This window comes from Kitasatospora sp. MY 5-36, assembly GCF_001182915.1.
In the GTDB taxonomy this organism is placed as follows: domain Bacteria; phylum Actinomycetota; class Actinomycetes; order Streptomycetales; family Streptomycetaceae; genus Kitasatospora.
In genome coordinates, this window is record NZ_LFVW01000672.1 from 1 (window position 1) to 6,094 (window position 6,094).

Annotated in this window: 6 protein-coding genes and 1 pseudogene; 5 read left to right on the top strand and 2 right to left on the bottom strand. The window is 73.4% G+C overall.

The features are described 5' to 3' along the window. Positions 1–351: 351 nt before the first annotated feature. The 4 genes from AE652_RS33230 (at position 352) to AE652_RS33245 (ending at position 2,566) form a co-directional block, all read left to right on the top strand. The gene (locus AE652_RS33230; protein WP_049658397.1) at positions 352–741 is read left to right on the top strand and encodes a VOC family protein; all 390 of its coding nucleotides are present in this window, start codon (positions 352–354) and stop codon (positions 739–741) included. An 84-nt stretch (positions 742–825) separates the two neighbouring features. Next, the gene (gene ychF / locus AE652_RS33235) at positions 826–1,899 is read left to right on the top strand and encodes a redox-regulated ATPase YchF (RefSeq protein WP_049658400.1); all 1,074 of its coding nucleotides are present in this window, start codon (positions 826–828) and stop codon (positions 1,897–1,899) included. A 134-nt stretch (positions 1,900–2,033) separates the two neighbouring features. Then, on the top strand, positions 2,034–2,315 hold the full coding sequence (locus AE652_RS33240; RefSeq protein WP_049658401.1) for a type II toxin-antitoxin system Phd/YefM family antitoxin: 282 nt from the start codon (positions 2,034–2,036) through the stop codon (positions 2,313–2,315). Further along, positions 2,312–2,566: a Txe/YoeB family addiction module toxin gene (locus tag AE652_RS33245; RefSeq protein ID WP_049658403.1), complete on the top strand. Its 255-nt coding sequence runs from the start codon at positions 2,312–2,314 to the stop codon at positions 2,564–2,566. The genes AE652_RS33240 and AE652_RS33245 overlap by 4 nt, the downstream gene beginning before the upstream one ends. A gap of 190 nt (positions 2,567–2,756) precedes the next feature. Here the strand turns inward: AE652_RS33245 and AE652_RS33250 are convergent, their stop codons facing one another. Next, entirely contained in the window at positions 2,757–3,419 is a 663-nt protein-coding gene (locus tag AE652_RS33250) for an HAD-IA family hydrolase (RefSeq protein WP_049658405.1), read from the bottom strand. A gap of 76 nt (positions 3,420–3,495) precedes the next feature. Continuing rightward, positions 3,496–4,637 (bottom strand): annotated as a pseudogene (locus AE652_RS48645) (dihydrofolate reductase family protein). A 165-nt stretch (positions 4,638–4,802) separates the two neighbouring features. Here AE652_RS48645 and AE652_RS33265 point away from each other — a divergent pair. Continuing rightward, a complete protein-coding gene (locus tag AE652_RS33265; RefSeq protein WP_049658410.1) occupies positions 4,803–5,621 on the top strand; it encodes a methyltransferase domain-containing protein in 819 nt (272 codons plus the stop codon). Positions 5,622–6,094 lie beyond the last annotated feature (473 nt).

Below are 6,094 nucleotides of genomic sequence, written 5' to 3' on the forward strand. Positions count from 1 at the left end.
CGGACGGGCCGGCCGAAGGGCGCGGGCGGGAGCCGGGGGCGGGTCCGGAGGGGGCTCCGGCGGTCTCGGGAGCCCGGCCTGGACCGGGGACGGCGGCTGCGGCCGCGCCGGTCGGCGGACGGCGTCTGGGCCCTGGCGGCTGGGTACGGATGCTCTGCTCCACCCGCCCAACGTACGGTCCGATCATCGCCACACTGTGTAATGGACCGTTCAGGTCTTGTCCCGTGTCTCCGGACGGAGTACTGATGTGATCGTCACTCAGGTCGTCACGCAGGTCGGCTGACCTGCCCGATCGAGTCGGCACACGACGACCACCGGATCCGTTCACGGGTCTCTCCACGGGGGAACAGCATGACCGATTTCACCTTCGAACGGCTCGACCACGTCCAGCTCGACATCCCGGCCGGCGCCGAGGACGAGTGCCGCGCCTTCTGGTCCGGAGTGCTCGGCATGACCGAGCTGGCGAAGCCGCCGGTGCTGGCCGCCCGCGGCGGCTGCTGGTTCCGCGGCGGCGGGGTCGAGGTGCACCTGGGCGTGGCCCCGGACTTCCGTCCGTCCCGCAAGGGGCACCCGGGCATCCTGGTCCGTTCGCTGGACGCCCTCGCCGACCGCCTCGCCGCGCACGGCCACCCGGTGACCTGGGACGACAACCTGCCCGGCCACCGGCGCTTCCACACCGACGACAAGCTGGGCAACCGGCTGGAGTTCCTGGAGCCCCGGACTGCGCCGACCGAGGAGTGAGGCGGGGCGGGGGCTGCCCGTAGACTTGGGGGTCGGCCCGTACGGTGCCGACCCAACTCCTCCAAGCCCACGGGACTGCGCTTCATGTCGCTCACGATCGGAATCGTCGGCCTGCCGAACGTCGGCAAGTCGACCCTGTTCAACGCCCTGACCAAGAACGACGTGCTGGCGGCCAACTACCCGTTCGCCACCATCGAGCCGAACGTCGGCGTGGTGGGCGTCCCGGACGCGCGGCTGGCCAAGCTCGCCGAGATCTTCGGCTCCCAGCGCATCCTCCCGGCCACCGTCGACTTCGTCGACATCGCCGGCATCGTGCGCGGCGCCAGCGAGGGCGAGGGCCTGGGCAACAAGTTCCTCGCCAACATCCGCGAGTCCGACGCGATCTGCCAGGTCGTGCGCGCCTTCACCGACCCGGACGTGGTGCACGTGGACGGCAAGGTGTCGCCCAAGGACGACATCGAGACCATCCACACCGAGCTGATCCTGGCCGACCTCCAGACCATCGAGAAGGTCCTGCCGCGGCTCCAGAAGGAGGCGCGCCTCAAGAAGGACACCGCCCCCGTGCTGGCCGCCGCCGAGGCCGCGCAGGCGATCCTGGAGACCGGCAAGACCCTCTTCGAGGCCGGCTTCGACACCGCCCCGATCCGCGACCTCCACCTGCTGACCGCCAAGCCCTTCCTCTACGTCTTCAACGTGGACGAGGCCGAGCTGGCCGACGAGGACTTCAAGGACGCCCAGCGCGAGCTGGTCGCCCCGGCCGAGGCGATCTTCCTGAACGCCAAGATCGAGTCCGAGCTGATCGAGCTGGACGACGCCGAGGCCCTGGAGCTGCTCCAGTCCATGGGCCAGGAGGAGCCCGGCCTCGCCACCCTCGCCCGGGTCGGCTTCAACACCCTCGGCCTCCAGACCTACCTGACGGCCGGCCCCAAGGAAACCCGCGCCTGGACCATCAAGAAGGGCGCCACCGCCCCCGAGGCCGCCGGAGTCATCCACACCGACTTCCAGAAGGGCTTCATCAAGGCCGAGGTGATCTCCTTCGCCGACCTGGTCGAGACCGGCTCCATCGCCGAGGCCCGCGCCAAGGGCAAGGCCCGCATCGAGGGCAAGGAGTACGTCATGCAGGACGGCGACGTCGTGGAGTTCCGCTTCAACGTCTGACCGGGTAGCGCAACTCCCGTACAAGGGGTCGGACTTCCAGGGGAAGTCCGACCCCTTCGGCATGTGCCCGTCCGGCTGGACGATGCCCCCGGGTGGTACGCTTTTTCGTACCACTTGCGGAAGGGGTTCCCATCATGTCCATCACCGCGAGCGAGGCCCGCCGGGACCTCTTCCCGTTGATCAAGAAGGTCAACGAGGACCACGACGCCATCGAGATCGTCTCCAGGCACGGGAATGCCGTACTCGTCTCGGCCGAGGACTACGCGGCCCTGCGCGAAGGCTCGTACCTGCTGCGCTCACCCGCCAACGCCCGGCGGCTGCTCAAGGCCTACGAGAACGCCCTCGGCGGCGCGGGGCTTTCCGAGCGGGAGCTGATCGACCCGGATGCGGCGGGTCCCGAGAAGGGTGCCTCGTGAGGCTCGTCTTCGAGGAGACCGGCTGGGAGGACTACACCTCCTGGCTCAAGAACGACCGCAAGATGCTCGTCCGGATCAACAAGCTCATCGAGGACGTCCTGCGTGACCCGTTCACCGGCATCGGCAAGCCCGAACCGCTGAAGTACCACTTGCCCGGGGCCTGGTCGCGGCGGATCGACGACGAGCACCGCCTCGTCTACCTGGTGACGGACCGGGAGATCATCGTTCTGGCCGCCCGCTACCACTACTGATGGCCGGCGTCGAGTTCGAGTCACCGTGCTGATTCTGTGCTGACTTGGGTCGCCGGGATCAGCATCTTCGCAGGTCACAGCCGCATGGTGAGCACTCCGCTGCAACGTCTGACGGCCGGCCGCCGCCGCGTACCCGGACCGCCCGGGCCCCGTGTTCGTACGGGGTCCGGGCGGTGCGGTGTTTCCGGGGTCAGCCGACGGTGACGGTGAGGAGGCCGTCGGGGGCGGCGGTGACGGTGACGGTGGTGAGGGTGTCGGCGTGGGCGTCCGGGTGGTGGGGGAGGGCGCGCGGGCCGACGCCGACGACGCGGACGCCGGCGGCCTTGGCGGCGGCGATGCCGGCGCCGGAGTCCTCGAAGGCGAGGCAGTCGGCGGGGGCGAAGCCGAGGTCGGCGGCGCCCTTGAGGAAGCCCTCGGGGTCGGGCTTGCTGGCGCCGACGGACTCGGCGGTGACCAGGACGGACGGCAGCGGGAGCCCGGCGGCGGTCATCCGGATCCGGGCGAGCGGCAGGTCGGCGGAGGTGACCAGGGCGTGCGGGAGGCCGGTCAGCGAGGCGAGGAAGGCGGCGGCGCCGGGCACCGGGACGACGCCCTCGGTGTCGGCGCGCTCCTCGGCGAGGATCCGCTCGTTGTCGGCCAGGTTGAGCTCGGCCGGGCGGTCGGGCAGCAGGAGGGCCATGGTCGCGTGGCCCTGGCGGCCGTGGGCGACGGCGAGCACCTCGGCGGGGTCCAGGCCGTTCCGCTCGGCCCAGCGGCTGAAGCAGCGCTCGACCACGGCGTCGGAGTTGACGAGGGTGCCGTCCATGTCCAGGAGGAGGGCGCGGGCGGTCAGCCGGACGGGGGCAGCGGTCATGGGGCGGCTCCTCGGGGAGTGTGGCGACGGGAGAGCCGGAGAATGCGAGCTCTTTGTTTCTCGATGATACAAAAGATCATCCGAGCAGGTGGGCATTGACCGCCCGGGCCTCCTCGGCCAGCTCCGACAGCTCCACCACCTCGACCCCGGCCGCCGTCAGCAGCGCGGTGCCCTGGCAGTCGGTGACGAACAGGTCCGGCTCGCGCCAGGCGACCACCACCCGCGGCACGCCCGCCGCGAGGAGCAGCCGGGCGCACGGCGTCGGCCGCGAGGCGCGCTGCCCGCAGGGCTCCAGCGAGCTGTAGACGGTCGCCCCGCGCAGCCGCGGGTCGCCCGTCGGGAGCTTGGCCAGCGCCGCCTCCTCGGCGTGGTCGTGCGGGTCCGCCTCCCGGCTGTAGCCCTCCGCCAGCACCGTGCCGTCGGCGCCGACGATCACCGCGCCGACCGAGAAGGCCGTCTCGGACGGCGGGCAGCGGCGGGAGAGCTCCACGGCCCGGCGCAGGTGGTCGAGGTCGGTGGAGGCGGACTGGGTCACGGCGCGGGCTCCTTCGGGGCGTACCTGAGCAGGACGACGTCGCCCACGGTACGTGCCTCCAGCAGTCGCATCCGTCGGGCCGGACCGCCCGGGAACGCGGCCGGGCGGACGAACCGGGGCGCGTCGGCCTGGCCGACCAGCAGCGGGGCGACGGCCAGCTGGAGTTCGTCCGCCAGGCCCTGGGCCAGGAACTGGGTGTGCACGCCCCCGCCGCCCTCGACCATCAGCCGGCGCACCCCGCGGGCGCCCAGGTCGTCCAGCACCGCGCCGAGGTCCACCGCGTCGCCCAGCGCGACCACCTCGGCCAGCCCGTCCAGCCGGGGGCGCAGCACCGCCGCCCCGGCCTCCGTGGTGTAGGCGAGCCGGGCGCCGCCGGTGTGCCAGAACCGCAGGCCGGCGTCGAGTTCGCCGCTCGCGCTGAGCGTCACCTTCAGCGGGTACTCGGGCCGGCCGGCCGCCAGCCGGGCGGCCCGGCGCCCGGGGTCGTTGACCAGCAGCCGGGGGTTGTCGGCGCGCAGCGTGTTGCCGCCGACCAGGACGGCGTCGGCGGCGGCGCGCTCCTCGTCGACCCGGTCGAAGTCGGCGGCGTTGGAGAGCAGCAGCCGGTCGGGGGAGGCGTCGTCGAGGTGGCCGTCGAGCGAGACGGCGGCGCTCAGCAGGACGTAGGGGCGCGGGCCGGGCATGGGCGGGGACCGTTCTGTCGGGGGTGCCTCCACGGTACGGCGGCCGGGTGCGGCCCCGGCCCACGGCGACCGGAATGCGAGACGGATCTTCTCGCCATCCGGGACGAGGAGTAGCGTCGGGGGTGTCGCGGAGCACCGCGGCCGACCGCGCCCAGGGGGGACCTCATGACCGGACCACAGCCCGCCGCCGTCTACACCCACGGCCACCAGGAGGCCGTGCTGCGCTCGCACCGCTCCCGCACCGCAGCCGACTCGGCCGGCTACCTGCTGCCCGAACTGCGGCCCGGCCAGGCCCTGTTGGACGTCGGCTGCGGTCCCGGCACGATCACCGCGGACCTGGCCGCGCTGGTCGGCCCGCAGGGGCGGGTGGTCGCGGTGGACGCCTCCGCCGAGGTGCTGGAGCAGGCCGCCGGACACGTCGCCGGGCGGGGGCTGTCCAACGTCGCCTTCGAGTGCGCCGACGTGCACCGGCTGCCGTACCGGGACGGCGAGTTCGACGTGGTGCACGCCCACCAGGTGCTCCAGCACGTGGCCGACCCGGTGGCCGCGCTGCGCGAGCTGCGGAGGGTGACGGCGCCGGGCGGCGTGGTCGCGGTCCGCGATGTCGACTACGCCTCCATGACCTGGTTCCCGGAGGCGCCCGCGCTGGACCGGTGGCTGGAGCTGTACCGGCGGACCGCCCGCGCCAACGGCGGCGAGCCGGACGCCGGCCGGCGGCTGCTGTCCTGGGCCCGCGCGGCCGGCTTCACCGAGGTCACCGCGAGCTCCTCCACCTGGACGTTCGCGACGCCCGAGCAGCGCGCCTGGTGGGGCGGGATGTGGGCGGACCGGGTGACGGGCACCGCGCTGGGCCGGACGGCGGTCGGGCTGGGCTTCGCGGAGCAGGACGAGCCGGAGCGGATCGCGAACGGCTGGCGGGAGTGGAGCGCCGCCGGGGACGGCTGGTTCTCGATGCTGCACGGGGAGGTCCTGGCCCGCGGCTGAGCGGGCGGAGGGCGGCCCGGAAAGGTCGGGCAGGCGTTCGGAAAGATCGGGTAAAGTCGCGCGACCGTTCAGATCGGGCCCGTGAGGGTCCGTTCGGGTCCGAGCCGTGGCGCGGAGCCATGGTGCCGAGCGCCGAGCCGATGCCCGCCCCGGTGGGTTGGGGGAGTCCACGTGTCCAAGCCTGAGTCCGAGCCGCCCGTCCCGGGGCCGGAGCCGGAGCCGTCCGCGGCCACGGGAACCGACGCGGGTACGGGCGCGGATGCTGGCGCGGGGGGTACGGACGCGACGGAGGCGCCGACGGCCGGTCAGGACCCCCGGGTGGACTTCCGCAAGGCCGCCGCCGAGCCAACGGTGCCGGTCGAGCCCACGAGCCCGGCCGAGCCGACGAACCCGGCCGAGCCCGCGAGCGCCGCCGAGCCGGTGGCCCCCACCGCCCCCACAGACCCCTGGGCCGCCCCCGACCTCTCCGCCGG

What these genes read in the sequence shown, in the direction of transcription:
- AE652_RS33230 (WP_049658397.1), top strand. Translation starts at nt 352, where the DNA reads ATGACCGATTTCACCTTCGAACGGCTCGACCACGTCCAGCTCGACATC.
- ychF (WP_049658400.1), top strand. Translation starts at nt 826, where the DNA reads ATGTCGCTCACGATCGGAATCGTCGGCCTGCCGAACGTCGGCAAGTCG.
- AE652_RS33250 (WP_049658405.1), bottom strand. Translation starts at nt 3,419, where the DNA reads ATGACCGCTGCCCCCGTCCGGCTGACCGCCCGCGCCCTCCTCCTGGAC.
- AE652_RS33265 (WP_049658410.1), top strand. Translation starts at nt 4,803, where the DNA reads ATGACCGGACCACAGCCCGCCGCCGTCTACACCCACGGCCACCAGGAG.
- AE652_RS33240 (WP_049658401.1), top strand. Translation starts at nt 2,034, where the DNA reads ATGTCCATCACCGCGAGCGAGGCCCGCCGGGACCTCTTCCCGTTGATC.